Source organism: Butyrivibrio sp. VCB2001 (assembly GCF_000423965.1).
Taxonomy (GTDB): domain Bacteria; phylum Bacillota; class Clostridia; order Lachnospirales; family Lachnospiraceae; genus Butyrivibrio.
This window is the reverse complement of the sequence record NZ_AUIZ01000001.1, coordinates 141,577-158,034: the sequence shown is the minus strand read 5'-3', so window position 1 is coordinate 158,034 and position 16,458 is coordinate 141,577. Positions and strand designations below refer to the sequence as shown.

Here is a 16,458-nt window from a genome sequence, read left to right as displayed (position 1 = left end):
TTATGAAAAAAATTCTACTTATTGATGACTCTGCACTTATGAGAACCGTCCTCAGTGATATTATTAATGCAGATTCAAGATTCCAGGTGGTTGACAAGGCTAAGGACGGTTTGGAAGGCCTTGAACTTCTGAAAAAGAATACTTACGACGCTGTAGTTCTTGACATCAATATGCCTCGTATGGACGGTATTACGATGCTGAAGGAACTTCAGAAGAATAAGATCAAAGCCAGGATAATGATGGCCAGCACCGACACAAAAGAAGGTGCAAAGGTTACCATGGACTGTCTTGATCTGGGTGCTCTGGATTTCGTACATAAGCCTGACAGAGCGTCGGAGTGTAGAGGAGAAGAATTCGGTAAGCACTTCATCAACACTCTCGCAGCTGTGGCAAACAGTAGACTTCCGGTAGCAACTAAGGCATTCTCCTTTGAAGAAGCTAAGGAATCCAGAAAGGTTGTCGAGCTTGTAACAAAATCTGCCAGCAAGATCACAGGTAACAGAATTGTTGCAATAGCAAGTTCAACCGGAGGACCAAGAGCACTTCAGGCTGTAATTCCCAAACTGCCCAAGAATCTCAGAACACCTGTAGTACTGGTTCAGCATATGCCGGAAGGCTTTACAGCTTCTCTTGCAGAGAGACTTGATTCTCTCTCCGAGATCAAGGTAAAAGAAGCTGCCGAAGGTGATCAGCTCCAGAGCGGAACAGTTTATATCTCCCGCGGCGGAAAGCATATGCATATAGTAAAGAGCGGCGGTAAGAGCACTATCCATTATGTGGATGGACCTACCAGAGAGGGTGTAAGGCCCTGCGCAAACTTTATGTACGAGTCCCTGATGGATTCAGATTACGACGAGATCTGCTGCGTTGTAATGACCGGAATGGGAGCTGATGGTACAGAAGGAATCAAGAATCTAAAGACAAAGAAAAAAGTACATGTAATCGGACAGGATGAAAGCACCTGTACCGTTTACGGAATGCCCAAAGCTGTAGCAACGGCTGGGCTTGTGGATCAGGTTGTTAAGCTTGATAACATTGCCCAGGAAATAATAATGCATGTCGGTGTGAATTGAGGGGTTTTCATTACTTTTTAATAATTCTTTAATCTAAAATTCTTAAATTCCTCCATTCAGAAAGCCGATATAATGTTCAAAAGTATGCGATAATAAGTATACATGTTGAACTAAATCTTTCTCATGGAGGTAAATAGGTTATGGATGTTTCCCAGTATCTAAGTGTCTTTCTCGATGAAGCAAAGGAGCACCTTCAGTCTCTTAATGACAACATCATGGTTCTCGAGCAGGATCCTGAGAATGAAGATTGTATCAATGAGATCTTCAGATCGGCGCATTCTATGAAAGGTATGGCCGGAACAATGGGCTATACCAGAATGCAGAATCTTACTCACGACATGGAGGATGTCTTCTCAGACGTTCGTGGCGGCAAGATCAAGATCAAATCTGCTGATATTGATGTTTTGTTGCAGTGCCTTGATGCTATTCAGGAGTACGTAGACAATATCACAGAGAATCAGGACGAGGGTACTGAGGAGCACCAGAATATAATTAAAGCTCTGGCAGATATACGTAATGGCACAAGCGGTGGCGGAGCAGATGCAGCGCCTGCAGCAGATGCTGCACCTGCAGCTGAAGCAGCACCGTCTGGTGGTGATGCGCCTGCGGCCGGAGCTGACGGTTCTTCGGATTACAGAGCAATCAAGCTCGATCCGTCTGTTAAATCTACATTGGAAGAAGCTGTATCACAAGGTAAGAAGATTTACGGTGTTACAGTTCATATTCAGGAATCCTGTATTTTGAAGGCAGCCAGAGGCTTCCTTGTTTTCAAGGGCCTTGAAGAAATCGGTGAGATTGCCGTTTCTGATCCTTCAACACAGGATATCGAAGATGAGAAGTTTGATTTCACCTTCAGTTTAATAGTTATCACAGATGAATCAAAAGAAAAGGTTGAGGAAATAGTAAAGGCTGTTTCTGAGGTTGAAGGCTGTGAGTGCGGAGAATTCGATCTCAATGGCGCTAAGAGTGCCGAAGATAAAGAAGAAGCTCCCGCTCCTGCAGCAGCTCCTGCAGCTGAGGCTCCAAAGCCCGCAGCAGAGCCTGCTAAACAGACTCCTGCAGCTGCACCTGCAGCCGGCGGAACAGGCGGAAAGAAGCCTGTCGGAAAGCCTGTTGTAAACAGAACAGTCCGTGTTGATATTGAAAAACTTGATGTACTCATGAATCTGGTAAGTGAGCTTATCATCGCTAAGAACTCACTTATTTCAGCAGCAAATACATCAGGTGTTACAAACGGAAATGTTAACGAGCAGATCGAGTACCTTGAGAGTGTAACCACCAACCTCCATGAGTCTGTCATGAAAGTTCGAATGGTTCCTATCGAGAGCGTACTTCAGAAATTCCCTCGTATGATCCGTGATCTTAATAAGACTCTTAACAAGAAGATGGAACTGACCATGACCGGTGAAGATACAGAAATGGATCGTACCGTGGTTGATGAGATCGGTGACCCTCTTATGCACCTTATCAGAAACAGTGCAGACCATGGTATCGAGTCGGCAGAGCTTCGTGCACAGCGCGGAAAACCTGAAGTTGGTCAGATCTTCCTTCACGCCTTCCAGGATGGTAACAGTGTTGTTATCGAGGTTGGTGATGACGGTAACGGTATCGATGCTGAGGCTGTTAAGAATAAAGCTATTGAAAAGGGCGTTGTAACTCCCGAACAGGCAGCTCTTTTAACAGAAAAACAGTGTGTAGAGCTTTTGTTCCATCCGGGATTCTCAACTGCCAAGCAGGTATCTGAAATTTCAGGTAGAGGCGTAGGACTTGACGTTGTTAAGTCAAAGGTTGAATCCCTTTCCGGTGAAGTAACCGTTAGAACAAAGCTCGGCGAAGGATCAACATGGGTAATCAGACTTCCTCTTACACTTGCTATTATTCAGGCTCTGATGGTTATCATCGGCGATGAGAAGTATGCTATTCCTCTTGATTCCATTCAGAGTATTGAGGATGTATCTCCTTCAGATCTGAAGCTTGTTGAGAATAAGGAAGTTATCAATCTTCGTGGAAGCGTAACTCCTATCATAAGACTTAATGAGGTTCTTGATACAGAGTCCACCAAGTCTCCCGATGAAGACATGGTAGTTGTTATTACAAGAAAGGGAGATCAGTCCTACGGACTTGTAATCGATGAACTCATGGGCCAGCAGGAAATCGTTATTAAGCCTCTTGGCAAGTATACATCTAAGTGTAAACTCATAAGCGGTGCTACTATCCTTGGTGATGGTGAGATAGCACTTATCCTTGATACTAACTCTGTAATTTAAGAGTTTGGCCGCGTGTTACTTCTATGTAAAAAGAAAGGAAGAATATCGATATGAATGAACTTAGAGATAAAGCCGAAGCTGGCGAGCTTATTCAGTACATTATTATAAAGATTGACGACGAGCAATACGGAATTAACATCAAATACATTGACAATATCGTTAGGATGCAGCAGATAACCAGAGTTCCCAAGGTTGATGACTATCTTAAGGGTGTTATCAATATTCGAGGCGAGATTGTTCCCGTTATGAGTGTAAGAAAGAAAATGGGGCTTGCTGAGGATGAGATTACAGGAAAGACAAGGATCATTATCCTTAAGACCGGAGAAGGCGATCTTGTTGGTATCATAGTTGACCAGGTTAATCAGGTTCTCACACTTGATTCAAACAATGTAGAGAAGGTTCGCTATGATGACAAGAAGGGAAAGACAGAGGCATCATTTGTAAACGGAGTTGGACACTACGATGGTGGTCTTGTATCCATTCTTGATCTTGATGCAGTTGTTTCTGAGAAGGATGCAAAAGAAAAAGCACAAAACGCCGGCTGATCGGAGGATAAAATATGGGTGAGATGAGTCTTGACAATCTTTCCAGTCAATACTTTGACATTTTGAAGGAACTGGGAAATATTGGTGCCGGAAATGCGACCACTGCACTTGCGCAGATGATCGGCACAAAGGTAGATATGGCTGTACCACAGGTAAGACTCCTTGATTTTAAGGATGTCGGTGATATGATGGGCGGCGCAGAGCAGATCATGGCAGGTATTTATCTTGCTGTAGAGGGTGACATCGATGGAAGTATCATGTTCCTTCTCAACAAAGTGGCAGCAAGGCACCTGGTTGATAAGCTGATGGGGACAGGACCAAAGTCTGAGGATGAAGAGTTTGATGAGGTTGAGATGTCAGCTCTCAAGGAAGTAGGTAATATCATAACAGGTTCCTATCTGAATTCACTTTCTATGATGACTAACCTGAAGATGGTTCCCTCAATTCCTTACGTTGCCATTGATATGGCTGCAGCGATCCTTAGTGTACCCGCTATACAGTTCGGTATGATGGGAGACAAGATCCTGCTGATTGAAACACAGTTCTTTGATGAAATGAAGCTTAGTGGATATTTTATTCTCCTTCCCGATATGGATGGATACAGTAAGATTCTTTCTTCACTTGGTATGGGAGATGTGCAGCTTTAAACGAAAGGGCGACATATGAGTCAAATAATTAAGGTTGGTATGGCCGATCTGAATATTTGTGTCAGCCCTGACGGAATAACAACTTTGGGACTTGGATCCTGTGTGGGAATTGCGGTAAGGGATCCGGTCACCAAGATTGGCGGCCTGGCACACATAATGTTACCGGACTCTACTGAGATCAAGAATAATTCGAATATACCGAAATTTGCTGACACGGGAATTGAGGAGCTGATAAAACAGATTGTAGCAAAGGGAGCCAGCAGGCAAAGGCTTGTGGCCAAGATTGCCGGAGGCGCCCAGATGTTTGCATTCCAGAGCAATAACCAGACAATGCGCGTTGGTGATCGAAATGTACAGGCTACACTCAAAAAGCTCAAGGAGATGAATATACCCGTACTTGCTCAGGACACCGGTGATTCCTATGGTAGAACGGTCATTTTTTATCCGGAAAATGGAAACTTTGTAATTAGGGCAGTTGGAAAGCCTGAGAAAATTATATGAATACCGATATTGATCAAATTAAAAAAGTCAATACAAAGGTTGTCACACCGCTGATAGTGCTTAGCTGTACTGCGATAATTGCGATCTTCACGTACTTTAAGCACTATCCGGCAGGAGATTTTTTCATTATCGTATTTGCTTCGGTAGTGATCTTTCTTGTCATTGGTCTGATCATTGAGAAGATGCTCAACAGATTTCTTGAGATCAACTATGAGAAGGCACTGGCAGAGAGGCTCGAAGCAGAACGCCTTGAGGAAGAGGCAAGAGCCGCAATGGAGGCGGAAGGTGGCGAAGAAATCGGAACCGGAGAAGGTCAGGAATTGCCACCACAATTTTAAAAATTGGGGATAAAGTTGCATGGATGAGGCAGGCAGAAATAAATTATGGACAGAATATCACAAAACGAAATCAGCTGATATACGTGAGCAGCTGATTTTGGAGTATGCACCTTTAGTAAAACTGGTCGCCGGAAGACTTAGTATGTACCTTGGCTTTAACGTGGAATATGATGATCTTGTTGGTTATGGCATCTTTGGTCTTATAGATGCCATCGACAAATTTGATCTCATGAAGGACGTTAAGTTTGAAACTTATGCAAGCCTTCGTATCAGAGGAGCAATCCTTGACCAGATCAGAAAGATGGATTGGATTCCGCGTACAATAAGACAGAGGCAAAAGAAAATCGAGGCCGCCATTCGTGAAATTGAAAGGGATGGAGGTCATGTTGCCACGGATGCAGAGATTGCTGCCAAGATGGAGATCAGTGAGGATGAGTACCAGAACTGGCAGAATCAGATGAAGGTTACAGGCGTGGTATCCCTTAATGAATTTATGGAACAGGGATCGGATATACCTGAAGATTCCAACAACAGAAGCTCTTCATTTGTCAAACCTGAAGAGGCCATGGAAAAAGAAGAGCTCAAGAAGATGCTTGCTGAGTCACTGGAAAAACTCACCGACAAAGAAAAGAAAGTCATTCTTCTTTACTACTATGAAGAACTTACACTTAAAGAGATTGCAGAAGTACTTGAAGTCTCAGAATCCAGAGTGTCACAGCTCCATACAAGGGCGCTCCAGAAGATGAGAGAAAAGCTGGGAGATTATCTTGGAATTGTTACAGGTTCCAGATAATGTGAGGTAGAATATGAATGGGTATTTTCAACTGGTTATAACACCAAAAGGAACCGGAATCAGGGTCTATGCACCGACTGATGGGGGTCAGCCCTTAAATGTTAATGACGTAAGGGACTATCTTGACGACAGAAAAATTCAATACGATGTAGTTGTTATTAACGATGCTGTGACAAAGGCGGATGAGAATGTTGTAATGTTTACAGATGCTCAGCTTCTTCCTGAGCGAGAAGGCTGTAAATTCGACATTTCAAAGGATCGTATGCAAGTCACGGCATTTTTTTACCCTCCAAGCGAAGGCGCGGAGCTCATGACAGAAAAAGAAGTCATGGATTCACTTGCCTATAGGAAGGTAACCTATGGCATACAGACAGATGCTATTCACGATTTCTTTGAGCACAGAAAATACTGTACTGAGATCGTTGTGGCACAGGGTAAGCCTGTAAAAGAAGGACACGATGCCAAAGTAGAACTTCATTTTAATGCAAATCTGAGGGCTAAGCCCACACTTAAAGAAGACGGAAGTGTGGACTATTTCCATTTGAATCTTATAAATAATGTCCAGGCCGGACAGCTCCTTGCTACGTTGCATCCGGAAGAGCTCGGTGAACCCGGCATTAATGTTCATGGTGAGAATATTAAACCTCACGCTGTAAAAAGCGCTTTTATTAAATATGGAAAAAACACTGCTCTTTCCGAGGATAAACTGACACTGACTGCTGAAAAATCCGGCCATGTTACTTTAAAAGACGGAAAGATCACTGTATCCGACGTGCTTGTCCTTGAAAACGTCGATGTTGCTACAGGTAATATAGACTATGAAGGCAGCGTCGAAGTTAAGGGAGTAGTTGCCAGCAATTTTAGCGTAAAGGCAGGCGGAAACATCGTTGTAAGAGGCATTGTTGAAGGTGCGAACTTAGATGCAGGAGCCGATGTCATTCTTGAATGCGGAGTAAAAGCAGGCGGAAATATCAAGGCAGGCGGAAATGTAGTTACAAAATTTATAGAAAATGCTAATATATCAGCAAGAGGTGGAATAACCAGCGAGTGCATTCTCCATTCGACAGTTTCTTCCGGAACCGAGATAAACGTTACCGGAAGAAGAGGCTTTATCGCCGGAGGCAAGGTATCCGCATCCGACAGGATAAAGGCCAAGATCCTTGGATCTGAGATGGGAGCCAATACAGTTATTGAGGTAGGCGCCGATCCACAGGTTAAGATAAGACTGAAAGATCTGCAAAAGAGCATCGCAGCAGCCAATAAGAATCTGGAAGGCATCAGACCTACTATTGAGGGCTTTACCAAGATGTTAAAGGCCGGAGCGAAGTTCACGCCGGATCAGGTTGCTAATGCCAAGAAGCTTATTGAACTCAATAAGACACTTAGCGCTCAGGTCGAACAGGATTCAACTGAATATGCAGAACTTATGGAAAGGCTTGCAGAAGCCAAGGAAGCTGATGTAATTGTTGAGGGGACAGCTTATCCCGGCACAACAGTAAGTATCGGCGAGCTATCCATGATAGTTAAAAAACCTGTTCAGTACAGCAGGTTTATTATAAAGGAAGGGGATGTGAGACTAGCACCGATCTAAGAGGAGAGAGGAGGTGTATGACCCATGTCAATCAATCACATCGATTTTGGGGTGATGGCGACATCGACAGATGTCACATCAATAAGGGCTGCCGAGGAGGCAAGACCCGTAGCGGACCAGCAGAATTTTCAGGCTCAGTTCAGAGAAGAGGTTCAGAACAAGGAACACTCTGTTAATGCCAAGAATGACATTGACCAGGGCAGAATGAACGCTGATGCGCAGGACAAAGGTTCAAACGAATACATGGGAGACGGTGGAAAAAACAGGAGAGGGAAAAACGGGGATAACCCACCTGAAAGACAGCTCACCGTTGAACAGATGGAGAAGATGGCAGGCAATATTCTTGACAGAAACGGAAAGCCTGTTGATTTTCGTATCTCATCCGGTTTTGATTTGAAGATTTGAGCTATCTATATTATAATAAATAGACGTATTTTTACGTACGTTTAATTTTTGTGGGGTAATTGGGCGGAGAAATGATAAGTATTACGGAAATTGTTCTCATCGTCGCGGGATTTGCCGCGATCATATTGGGATACCTTCTTCCTGCAGGAAAAGAGCTTGACGAAGAAGACAAGATGCTCATGGAACGTGAAATTCGTGAGCTTGTTAGACGTGAGGTTGAGGATCAGAAGGAAACCATCGAAGATATGGTGGATGACACCGTCGAGAATTCTCTGGACAGAACAGAAAGAGCCATGGAACGCATCTCTAATGAGAAGCTTTCGGCAATTGGCGAGTATTCTGATACTGTTATCAATGATATCCACAAAAATCATGACGAAGTAATGTTCATGTATGACATGCTCAATGACAAACACAAGAATCTTACAAATGTTGTCACTGAGGTAACAAAAAAGGCCGATGAAGCCAAACAGGTAGTAAGAGATGCAGAAGCTACCGCCAGAGAAGCTCAGGAAGCAACAAGTTCCCTTAAGGCTCAGGCTCCCGATAACGTCAGAGCAATTCTTTTAGATGAAACTGAGGATACATTAAGCGGAATCAAGATTCCCGTTAAGCCCAAACAGGTTACTCCTGAGCAGGCAGAGCCTGTTAAACCTGCTATAAGTCAGATAGAGCCTGAACCGGAGCCTTTACCGGTTGAAAGCGGATATGTAGATGAAAAGAATTTAAAGGAACTTGATATTCTGGAAGAGATTCCTGCAGAAGTTCTTACTTCAGAGCAGATATCAAATCTCCACGTAATCGGTGGTAAAGAAAAAGAAGAGACTTCATCTAAGGTTGTTCAGATAACCGAAGCTGTCAGAGTTGAAGGAAGATCTAAGAACCCTGATAGAAATATGAAGGAACTCACAGCCAATGATCCTGTTTCTCAGAATAAGCAGATCATTGAAATGCACAAGGCAGGTAAGTCCAATATGGTCATTGCAAGAGAGCTTGGCCTTGGTATAGGTGAAGTTAAGCTTGTTATTGATCTTTCAAACAAGCATAGAAAAGTCAGATAAGAGGATGAGCAGTACATGAAACTTAAGTATTATCTACGCGGTATGGGAATCGGAATAATTCTCACTGCGATAGTTATGGGCTTTGCCCTTGGGGGAAGAAAGGCGACCATGAGCGATGCTGAAGTCATAAAAAGAGCTAAGGCTCTTGGAATGATCGAAAGCTCTGCAGAGGTTCTGACCCAGACACAAAGTGAAGACAGCGAGGTAGAAAGCGATGATGCATCTTCATCCAATCAGGCGTTGGATCAAATCGGAGAAAAAATACCTGAAGAAGTCAACACGGAAATCGCTCTATCAGATCCACCTGTTTCAGAAGTGGCTGAAGAGAAGGAAGAAACAGAAAATAAGATCGCAGAAAGTAGCAGCAGCTCTGACGCATCTACCGATAATAAATCGGAAGAAGAAACAAGCACAGCTGCAGAGAGCGAATCAGAAGAAGTAAGTTCTGCTGCAGAAACTTCTGCTGAGGAGGCAGCATCAACCGAATCTACATCTGCAGAAACCACTAAGCCTTCAGAAGAAACAGTGGTAAGCAATTCGGGGACTAAACAGATCACAATTCCCGGAGGAATGGGAAGTGATGGTGTGGCTGCACTTCTTGCAAGAGAAGGAATCGTAGACGATGCAGTTGCTTTTAATAAATATCTTGTAGAGAATAGGATCGACAGAATAATCAGATCAGGAACCAAGTCCTTTCCTGAAAATGCTACGTACGAACAGGTAGCTAAGATAATAACGACTGGCTAAAAAAAGAAGTGGAATTTCCGCTTCTTTTTTGTTGATTTATTGCTTCTCTTGTGATAATATTAGAGAGCTGTGGACTTATATAGGCTATTTATGCCTATTTGAAGGCACATGGCAGTAACAATTAAACACGCATTTCCTTCTTCCGGGCCGGTGTCAGTTATACTGATCAGCCAGGAGCTCACCACATAGGATAACGCCCCTTGTGGACTAACGGGTAAGGGATTTGCGGAAGATTAAACCAAACGGAGGTATTAAAATGAGCGTTGTATCAATGAAACAGTTACTTGAAGCAGGTGTACATTTCGGACACCAGACAAGAAGATGGAACCCTAAAATGGCTCCTTACATCTTCACAGAGAGAAACGGAATCCACATCATCGACCTTCAGAAGTCAGTTGTTAAGGTTGACGAGGCTTACAAGGCAGTATTCGAGATTGCACAGCAGGGTGGAACAATCCTTTTCGTTGGAACCAAGAAGCAGGCTCAGGATGCAGTTAAGACAGAGGCTGAGCGTTGCGGAATGTACTATGTAAATGAGAGATGGCTCGGTGGAATGCTTACAAACTTCAAGACAATTCAGAGTAGGATTGCTCGTATGAAGGCTATCGAGAAGATGCAGGAAGATGGAACATTCGATGTTCTTCCTAAGAAGGAAGTTGCTCAGCTTAAGAAGGAGCTTTCAAAGCTTCAGGCAAACCTTGGCGGAATCAGAGATATGAAGAGAATTCCTGATGCTATCTTTGTTGTAGATCCTAAGAAGGAGAGAATCTGCATTCAGGAGGCTGAGTCTCTTGGAATCACACTTATCGGTATCGGCGATACAAACTGTGATCCAGAAGAGCTTGACTTCATCATCCCCGGTAACGATGACGCTATCAGAGCAGTAAAGCTTATCGTTGGTAAGATGGCAGACGCTGTTATCGAGGCTAATCAGGGTGCAGAGTCTGATGCAGCTGCTAACTATGACGCTGAGGGCGCTGAAGAGGCAGAGGCTGAGGAAACAGTAGAGGCATAATTGCCTAGTACAATAAAATAAACCTTACGGAGGATAGATAAATGGCTATTACAGCAGCAATGGTTAAAGAGTTACGTGAGTCTACAGGCGCCGGAATGATGGAGTGCAAAAAGGCTCTTACAGAGACTAACGGAGATATGGATGCAGCCGTTGAGTACCTTAGAAAGAACGGTATCATGAAGGCTGAGAAGAAGGCCAGCAGAATCGCAGCTGAAGGTCTTACAAGAATCGCCACAAAGGATGACAAGACAGCAGCAGTTGTTGAGGTTAACTCAGAGACTGACTTCGTTGCACAGAACGATAAGTTCCAGGCATTTGTTGAGGCAGTAGCACAGCAGGCTGTTAATTCAGATTCCAAGGATCTTGATTCATTCATGGCTGAGAAGTGGAACCTTGACGAGTCCAAGACTGTTAACGATGCTCTTGTCGAGATCACAGCAGTTATTTCTGAGAAGCTCAGCATCAGAAGATTTGAGAAGGTTGTCGCAGAGAACGGTATTGTAGTTCCTTACGTGCATGGCGGCGGAAGAATTTCTGTTCTTGTTGAGGCAGATACTGATGTTGTTAACGATGACATCAAGGATGCTGTTAAGAACGTAGCTATGCAGGTTGCAGCTCTTAATCCTAAGTTCATTTCTTCTGAGGATATTTCAGAGGAGTACAGAAACCACGAGAAGGAGATCCTTCTTGCTCAGGCTATGAAGGAGAACGAGGAGCTTCCTGAAGGAAAGAGAAAGCCTCAGGAGATCATCGAGAAGATGCTTATCGGACGTCTTAACAAGGAGTTCAAGGAGATCTGCCTCAATGAGCAGGTTTACGTTAAGGCTGAGGATGGCAAGCAGACTGTTGCTCAGTACCTTGCACAGGTTGGCAAGAACAACAATGCAAACCTCAAGATCAAGAAGATCGTTCGTTTCGAGACCGGTGAGGGTATCGAGAAGAAGAACGAGAACTTTGCTGAGGAAGTTGCTAAGCAGGCAGGAACTCTTAACTAATCTTTTTTAAATAGTCTTTTAGGAGCTTTGGTTTATCCAAAGCTCCTTTTTTTATCCAAATATTATTTTGTGCACTTTGAATGTGGAATTTTAAGGGCAAATGTCATATACTAGTCATAGTGCGTTTTGGGGATAAAATACGCACATATTGTATGAAAAAGGTTGGGTGATTTCATTTTGGATGCAGCAGTAACAATCAAAGGAACAAAGTCAGGTATCATTCTGGTTTTGGATCCGTCTTTATCTTTCGAGGATCTTTGCCTGTCCATTAAGGATAAGTTTAAAGAGGCATCATCATTTCTCGGTAGGAACAATATGGGACTTCATATCAGAGGAAGGCAGCTCTCTGATGTAGAGACTGATAGAGTTGTTGAAATCATTCAGGCAAATTCAAACCTTACAATTACCTGTATCATTGACGATGAATCAGTATTTGAAACAGGCTTTAAACGTGCTATGGGTGTTTTGGAACCTCAGCAGGAGCCTGTTCAGAGCGACGTGCCACTTGATGACACATTTGATGACAGCGCATTGATCTACAGGGGCAATCTGCGCTCCGGGCAGGATATTTCCAGTGAAAAGAGCATTGTAGTAATGGGCGATGTTAAGCCAGGTGCTAATGTTACTTCTTATGGAAGCATCTATATTCTCGGAGAATTAAGAGGCAATGCCTTCGCAGGTGCAGGAGGTGACAGAGATGCAATCATCATGGCACTGGACCTTCGTCCAATCCAGGTAAGGATTGCAGATGCCATAGCCATTTCTCCGGATGCTGAAAAAGGAGCAAAGCTTAAAGTAAAGAAAAAGAAGTTCCTATCCAGTACCGAGGGAGACCCGGAAGTTGCCTACATCGAGAACGGCCATATTGTTAAGACGGGCTACGGTGCATCATTTTTAAGAGAGTTTTATAAGATTTAAAAGAAGTTCAGGAGGAAAACATGGGAGAAGTAATAGTTATTACATCAGGAAAAGGTGGTGTTGGTAAGACAACAACAACTGCCAATCTTGGAACAGGTCTTGCCAAACTCAACAAGAAGGTTGTTCTTGTTGATACTGATATAGGACTGCGTAACCTTGATGTCGTTATGGGACTTGAGAACAGAATTGTCTACACTTTGGTTGATGTTGTAGAGGAGAACTGCAAGTTGAAGCAGGCTCTTATAAGAGATAAGAAGTACGAGAACCTCTTCCTTTTACCGGCAGCACAGACAAGGGACAAGACCAGCGTAACACCCGAGCAGATGAAAAAGCTCACAGATGAATTAAAAACAGAATTTGATTACATAATTCTTGATTGCCCTGCAGGAATTGAGCAGGGATTTAAGAATGCTATTGCAGGAGCTGACAGAGCACTGGTTGTTACAACACCTGAGGTGTCAGCGGTAAGAGATGCAGACAGGATCATCGGACTTCTTGAGGCTAATGAGATCAAGAATCCTCAGCTTGTTGTGAACAGACTTCGTCCTGATATGATAAAGAGAGGCGACATGATGTCTGCAGATGATGTTGTGGATATTCTTGCAGTAGAGCTTATCGGTCAGGTTCCGGATGATGAGAATATCGTAGTTGCCACCAACAATGGTGAGCCTTTGGTTGGTGACAATTCACTGGCCGGTCAGGCATACATGAATATCTGCAGAAGAGTTACGGGCGAGGCAGTTCCTTTCCTTGATCTCGAAGCGAGAAAGGGTCTTTTTTCCTGGTTTAAGAAAAAGTGATAGGAGGCTGAGCAATGAAGATTACAGACATTTTTAAAAAGAAATCATCAAGCGATGTTGCTAAAGACAGATTAAAGCTTGTTCTTGTATCTGACAGAGCCAGCTGCTCTCCTGAGATAATGCAGAAGATCAGAAGCGACATCATAGAAGTGCTTTCTAAGTACGCTGAGATTGATATGGATGGAATTGACATCAATTTCACCCAGATGGACACTGAGGATAACAGCGGTAAGACAGTTCCTGCTCTTTACGCTAATATTCCTATTAAAAATATTAATCATAGTGCAAAATAAACCAAATTATGGACAGTAACAGCAGAGGCCTTTCAGCTGCAAGAGTAAATGAACTTTTGCAGCAGGGAAAAGGCAACACACAAATTGAAAATATCGGAAAGACCAATAGGGAAATAATCAGAGAGAACATATTCACATATTTCAACCTGATGTTCTTTATTATGGCCATTTTGCTGGTGATTTCCGGTGCATGGAATTCGCTTACCTTTCTTCCGGTTATTATCTGTAATGCCCTTATAGGTATTTTCCAGGGAATTAAGGCCAAGAACATTTTAGACAGACTAAAGGTTCTTCACCAGACCACGGTGACAGCCATAAGAGACGGTGAAGAGAAGATTGTCCATGTCGACAAGCTTGTCCTTGGGGATGTGATTGTTCTTTCTGCAGGAAGTCAGATCTGCGCTGATGCAGTTGTCCTTGACGGTGAGATATCCGTCAATGAGGCGCTTCTTACAGGTGAAGCGGATGAGATCAACAAGAAATCAGGAGATGAGCTCATGTCCGGAAGTTTCGTTGTTTCAGGTAAGTGCCTTGCTGAGCTGACAAGAGTAGGACAGGATTCCTATATTTCAAAGCTTATGCTAAAGGCCAAGAAGATGCCTTCTTCAGAGCAGTCCGAGATGGTCAAGTCCATCAACAAGATTGTTGCTTTTGCAGGACTCATCATTATTCCTGTCGGTATCCTTCTCTTTGTTCAGAGCTTTTTTATTCAAGGCAATTCCTTTGCAGAGAGCGTTCCATCAATGGTGGCAGCTCTTATCGGAATGATTCCTGAAGGTCTATATCTGCTTCTTAGTATCACACTTGGACTTAGTACCATTAGGCTAGCCAAGCAAAAGGTTATGCTTCACGACATGAGAAGTATTGAGACTTTAGCCAGAGTAGATACCATTTGTGTGGATAAGACCGGTACTATAACCGATAACAGCATGCTTGTAGCAGATGCTGTTTTATCCGATGGTTCAAAAGAGCCTGAGGCTTTAGATTATTATGTTAATCTGATTGCTGATTATATCGGATGTGTTCCGGATGACAATATAACAATGCATGCTCTTGAGGATTATTTCCCAATAAGGAATAGCAGAACATGCCTGTCATTTCATTCTTTCTCTTCAAAATTCAAATACAGCGGAGTCCAGTTCAAGGACGGAACCTATCTGATGGGAGCACCGGAGTTTGTGCTTCAGGATGAATATGAGAATTACAAGGATCTTATAAACAGCTATGCATCTGTTGGACTTAGAGTTTTATGCTTTGCAAGCTATTTCGGAGGAGCTGACGGAACAAGCATCATTGATGAAAACAGTGATGATCTCTCTGTTGAGCTTCCAAACGGAGTCCTTACAGGGGCTAGGACAAAGCCTCTGGTATTCATTCTTTTGCAGAATCCTATCAGAGAAAATGCACCTGCAACCTTTGCTTATTTTAAGAAGCAGGGCGTAAACGTAAAAGTAATATCGGGTGATAACCCCATGACTGTATCAAACGTAGCGGCAAATGCCGGCATTGAGAACAGTGATAAATATGTGGATGCCAGCACCCTCGATGATGGTGACATCCCGGCAGCTGTGAGGGAATACACAGTATTTGGACGTGTATCTCCTGAGCAGAAACAGAAGATTGTAAAAGCCCTTAAAAGAGATGGTCATACCGTTGCCATGACCGGTGATGGTGTAAACGATATCCTTGCCATGAAGGATGCAGACTGCAGCGTTGCAATGGCAGCCGGCTCTGATGCAGCTGTTCAGGCAGCTCAGGTTGTTCTCATGGATGATGACTTTGCGAACATGCCCAAAATAGTGGCAGAGGGACGAAGGAACATAAATAACATAGAGAGAACAGCAACACTGTTTTTGGTGAAGAATATCTTTTCACTGCTGCTTGCTGTATTCTCCATAATAAATGTTGTTACATATCCGCTACAGCCGTCACAGATTACCATGGTGAGTTTATTTAATATAGGAATACCCGGCTTCTTCCTGGCTATGGAGCCTAATCATAAGAGGATAGAAGGTCACTTCCTTATAAAGGTTCTTTTAAAAGCTATGCCGGCTGCGCTTACAGACTTCTTAGCAATAGCAGCACTGGTGGTATTTGGAAATACTTTTGGCGTGGATCAGGTGGATGTTTCTGTTGCTTCAACATTTCTTTTAGCAATAGTCGGATTTATTATCCTTGCAAACATCTGTTATCCTCTTAATAAGTATAGACTTCGCGTTATCGGAGGCTGTATCCTTGGCATGATACTTGCAGCAATCATCTTCAACGATCTGTTCTCTATCAGCCATGTATCAATGAAATGTGCTATGCTGTTTGTTTTGTTTGCCATTGCAACAGAGCCTTTCATGCGCTATCTTACTATGTTCTTTACCTTTGTTGAGGAGAAAGTACAAAGCAATTTAGCATTTACAAAAGATAAAAGAACATAATTCAAATTTTGTGGTATAATTTAATAGTATAAAATTTGAT

Annotated in this window: 17 protein-coding genes; all 17 read left to right on the top strand. The window is 43.2% G+C overall.

What is annotated here, in order from left to right:
• Positions 1-2: 2 nt before the first annotated feature.
• The 17 genes from G589_RS0100740 (at position 3) to G589_RS18380 (ending at position 16,418) form a co-directional block, all read left to right on the top strand.
• Entirely contained in the window at positions 3-1,073 is a 1,071-nt protein-coding gene (locus tag G589_RS0100740; RefSeq protein ID WP_081668884.1) for a protein-glutamate methylesterase/protein-glutamine glutaminase, read from the top strand.
• Positions 1,074-1,213: 140 nt separating this feature from the next.
• Complete coding sequence (locus G589_RS0100735) at positions 1,214-3,340, top strand: chemotaxis protein CheA (protein WP_026520724.1); 2,127 nt, start codon at positions 1,214-1,216, stop codon at positions 3,338-3,340.
• 50 nt (positions 3,341-3,390) lie between these two features.
• Positions 3,391-3,885 carry a chemotaxis protein CheW gene (locus G589_RS0100730; protein ID WP_022767228.1) on the top strand — a complete coding sequence of 165 codons (495 nt, stop codon included), beginning with the start codon at positions 3,391-3,393 and terminating at the stop codon, positions 3,883-3,885.
• Positions 3,886-3,899: 14 nt separating this feature from the next.
• Positions 3,900-4,532, top strand: a complete 633-nt coding sequence (locus G589_RS0100725) for a chemotaxis protein CheC (protein WP_022767227.1) — start codon at positions 3,900-3,902, stop codon at positions 4,530-4,532.
• A 15-nt stretch (positions 4,533-4,547) separates the two neighbouring features.
• On the top strand, positions 4,548-5,033 hold the full coding sequence (locus G589_RS0100720; RefSeq protein ID WP_026520723.1) for a chemotaxis protein CheD: 486 nt from the start codon (positions 4,548-4,550) through the stop codon (positions 5,031-5,033).
• A complete protein-coding gene (locus G589_RS0100715; protein WP_022767225.1) occupies positions 5,030-5,371 on the top strand; it encodes a hypothetical protein in 342 nt (113 codons plus the stop codon). The genes G589_RS0100720 and G589_RS0100715 overlap by 4 nt, the downstream gene beginning before the upstream one ends.
• Before the next feature lie 19 nt (positions 5,372-5,390).
• Positions 5,391-6,164 carry a FliA/WhiG family RNA polymerase sigma factor gene (locus tag G589_RS0100710; RefSeq protein ID WP_022767224.1) on the top strand — a complete coding sequence of 258 codons (774 nt, stop codon included), beginning with the start codon at positions 5,391-5,393 and terminating at the stop codon, positions 6,162-6,164.
• 13 nt (positions 6,165-6,177) lie between these two features.
• Positions 6,178-7,755 (top strand): DUF342 domain-containing protein, encoded by a 1,578-nt coding sequence (locus G589_RS18390; protein ID WP_051192093.1) that lies wholly within the window; start codon positions 6,178-6,180, stop codon positions 7,753-7,755.
• Positions 7,756-7,779: 24 nt separating this feature from the next.
• Complete coding sequence (locus tag G589_RS0100700; protein WP_022767222.1) at positions 7,780-8,160, top strand: hypothetical protein; 381 nt, start codon at positions 7,780-7,782, stop codon at positions 8,158-8,160.
• Positions 8,161-8,231: 71 nt separating this feature from the next.
• Positions 8,232-9,221 carry a DUF6115 domain-containing protein gene (locus G589_RS0100695; protein ID WP_026520722.1) on the top strand — a complete coding sequence of 330 codons (990 nt, stop codon included), beginning with the start codon at positions 8,232-8,234 and terminating at the stop codon, positions 9,219-9,221.
• Between the two features lie 15 nt (positions 9,222-9,236).
• Positions 9,237-9,968: a hypothetical protein gene (locus tag G589_RS0100690; protein ID WP_026520721.1), complete on the top strand. Its 732-nt coding sequence runs from the start codon at positions 9,237-9,239 to the stop codon at positions 9,966-9,968.
• A gap of 256 nt (positions 9,969-10,224) precedes the next feature.
• Positions 10,225-10,983: a 30S ribosomal protein S2 gene (gene rpsB / locus G589_RS0100685; RefSeq protein ID WP_026520720.1), complete on the top strand. Its 759-nt coding sequence runs from the start codon at positions 10,225-10,227 to the stop codon at positions 10,981-10,983.
• Between the two features lie 41 nt (positions 10,984-11,024).
• Complete coding sequence (tsf, locus tag G589_RS0100680) at positions 11,025-11,978, top strand: translation elongation factor Ts (RefSeq protein WP_026520719.1); 954 nt, start codon at positions 11,025-11,027, stop codon at positions 11,976-11,978.
• 177 nt (positions 11,979-12,155) lie between these two features.
• Entirely contained in the window at positions 12,156-12,896 is a 741-nt protein-coding gene (locus tag G589_RS18385) for a septum site-determining protein MinC (RefSeq protein ID WP_155832478.1), read from the top strand.
• Between the two features lie 20 nt (positions 12,897-12,916).
• Positions 12,917-13,696 (top strand): septum site-determining protein MinD, encoded by a 780-nt coding sequence (minD, locus tag G589_RS0100670; RefSeq protein ID WP_026520718.1) that lies wholly within the window; start codon positions 12,917-12,919, stop codon positions 13,694-13,696.
• Positions 13,697-13,710: 14 nt separating this feature from the next.
• Positions 13,711-13,989, top strand: a complete 279-nt coding sequence (gene minE, locus G589_RS0100665) for a cell division topological specificity factor MinE (protein WP_022767215.1) — start codon at positions 13,711-13,713, stop codon at positions 13,987-13,989.
• An 8-nt stretch (positions 13,990-13,997) separates the two neighbouring features.
• Positions 13,998-16,418, top strand: a complete 2,421-nt coding sequence (locus G589_RS18380; RefSeq protein ID WP_242826394.1) for an HAD-IC family P-type ATPase — start codon at positions 13,998-14,000, stop codon at positions 16,416-16,418.
• The last annotated feature ends 40 nt before the right edge of the window (positions 16,419-16,458 follow it).

Coding starts and splice junctions, on each gene's coding strand:
- G589_RS0100740 (WP_081668884.1), top strand. CDS start 3: ATGAAAAAAATTCTACTTATTGATGACTCTGCACTTATGAGAACCGTC.
- G589_RS0100735 (WP_026520724.1), top strand. CDS start 1,214: ATGGATGTTTCCCAGTATCTAAGTGTCTTTCTCGATGAAGCAAAGGAG.
- G589_RS0100730 (WP_022767228.1), top strand. CDS start 3,391: ATGAATGAACTTAGAGATAAAGCCGAAGCTGGCGAGCTTATTCAGTAC.
- G589_RS0100725 (WP_022767227.1), top strand. CDS start 3,900: ATGGGTGAGATGAGTCTTGACAATCTTTCCAGTCAATACTTTGACATT.
- G589_RS0100720 (WP_026520723.1), top strand. CDS start 4,548: ATGAGTCAAATAATTAAGGTTGGTATGGCCGATCTGAATATTTGTGTC.
- G589_RS0100715 (WP_022767225.1), top strand. CDS start 5,030: ATGAATACCGATATTGATCAAATTAAAAAAGTCAATACAAAGGTTGTC.
- G589_RS0100710 (WP_022767224.1), top strand. CDS start 5,391: ATGGATGAGGCAGGCAGAAATAAATTATGGACAGAATATCACAAAACG.
- G589_RS18390 (WP_051192093.1), top strand. CDS start 6,178: ATGAATGGGTATTTTCAACTGGTTATAACACCAAAAGGAACCGGAATC.
- G589_RS0100700 (WP_022767222.1), top strand. CDS start 7,780: ATGTCAATCAATCACATCGATTTTGGGGTGATGGCGACATCGACAGAT.
- G589_RS0100695 (WP_026520722.1), top strand. CDS start 8,232: ATGATAAGTATTACGGAAATTGTTCTCATCGTCGCGGGATTTGCCGCG.
- G589_RS0100690 (WP_026520721.1), top strand. CDS start 9,237: ATGAAACTTAAGTATTATCTACGCGGTATGGGAATCGGAATAATTCTC.
- rpsB (WP_026520720.1), top strand. CDS start 10,225: ATGAGCGTTGTATCAATGAAACAGTTACTTGAAGCAGGTGTACATTTC.
- tsf (WP_026520719.1), top strand. CDS start 11,025: ATGGCTATTACAGCAGCAATGGTTAAAGAGTTACGTGAGTCTACAGGC.
- minD (WP_026520718.1), top strand. CDS start 12,917: ATGGGAGAAGTAATAGTTATTACATCAGGAAAAGGTGGTGTTGGTAAG.
- minE (WP_022767215.1), top strand. CDS start 13,711: ATGAAGATTACAGACATTTTTAAAAAGAAATCATCAAGCGATGTTGCT.
- G589_RS18380 (WP_242826394.1), top strand. CDS start 13,998: ATGGACAGTAACAGCAGAGGCCTTTCAGCTGCAAGAGTAAATGAACTT.